Annotated in this window: 2 tRNA genes; both read right to left on the bottom strand. The window is 46.9% G+C overall.

Features of this window, described 5'->3' with window-relative positions:
• Window positions 1-29: 29 nt before the first annotated feature.
• Window positions 30-114, bottom strand: a tRNA-Leu gene (locus tag H5300_RS27435).
• Between the two features lie 68 nt (window positions 115-182).
• Window positions 183-257 (bottom strand) — tRNA-Gln (locus tag H5300_RS27430).
• Between the last annotated feature and the right edge of the window lie 3 nt (window positions 258-260).

Genomic DNA, 260 nt, shown 5'->3' with positions numbered 1-260 from the left:
CTATTTTATCTCTAATTAAAGAGAAATAATGGTGCGGTCGGAGAGACTTGAACTCTCACACCTCTCGGCGCCAGAACCTAAATCTGGTGCGTCTACCAATTCCGCCACGACCGCAGCAAAGCTTTTACTCTAGCGAAGAGTATAGTTAAGAAGACTTATGGTTTGTCTAAGTAACGTTGTAATGGCTGGGCTACCTGGATTCGAACCAGGGAATGCTGGCATCAAAAGCCAGTGCCTTACCGCTTGGCGATAGCCCAACA

The organism is Vibrio sp. SG41-7, from assembly GCF_014164465.1.
In the GTDB taxonomy this organism is placed as follows: Bacteria; Pseudomonadota; Gammaproteobacteria; order Enterobacterales; family Vibrionaceae; genus Vibrio; species Vibrio splendidus.
This window is presented reverse-complemented; position numbering and strand designations above follow the sequence as displayed.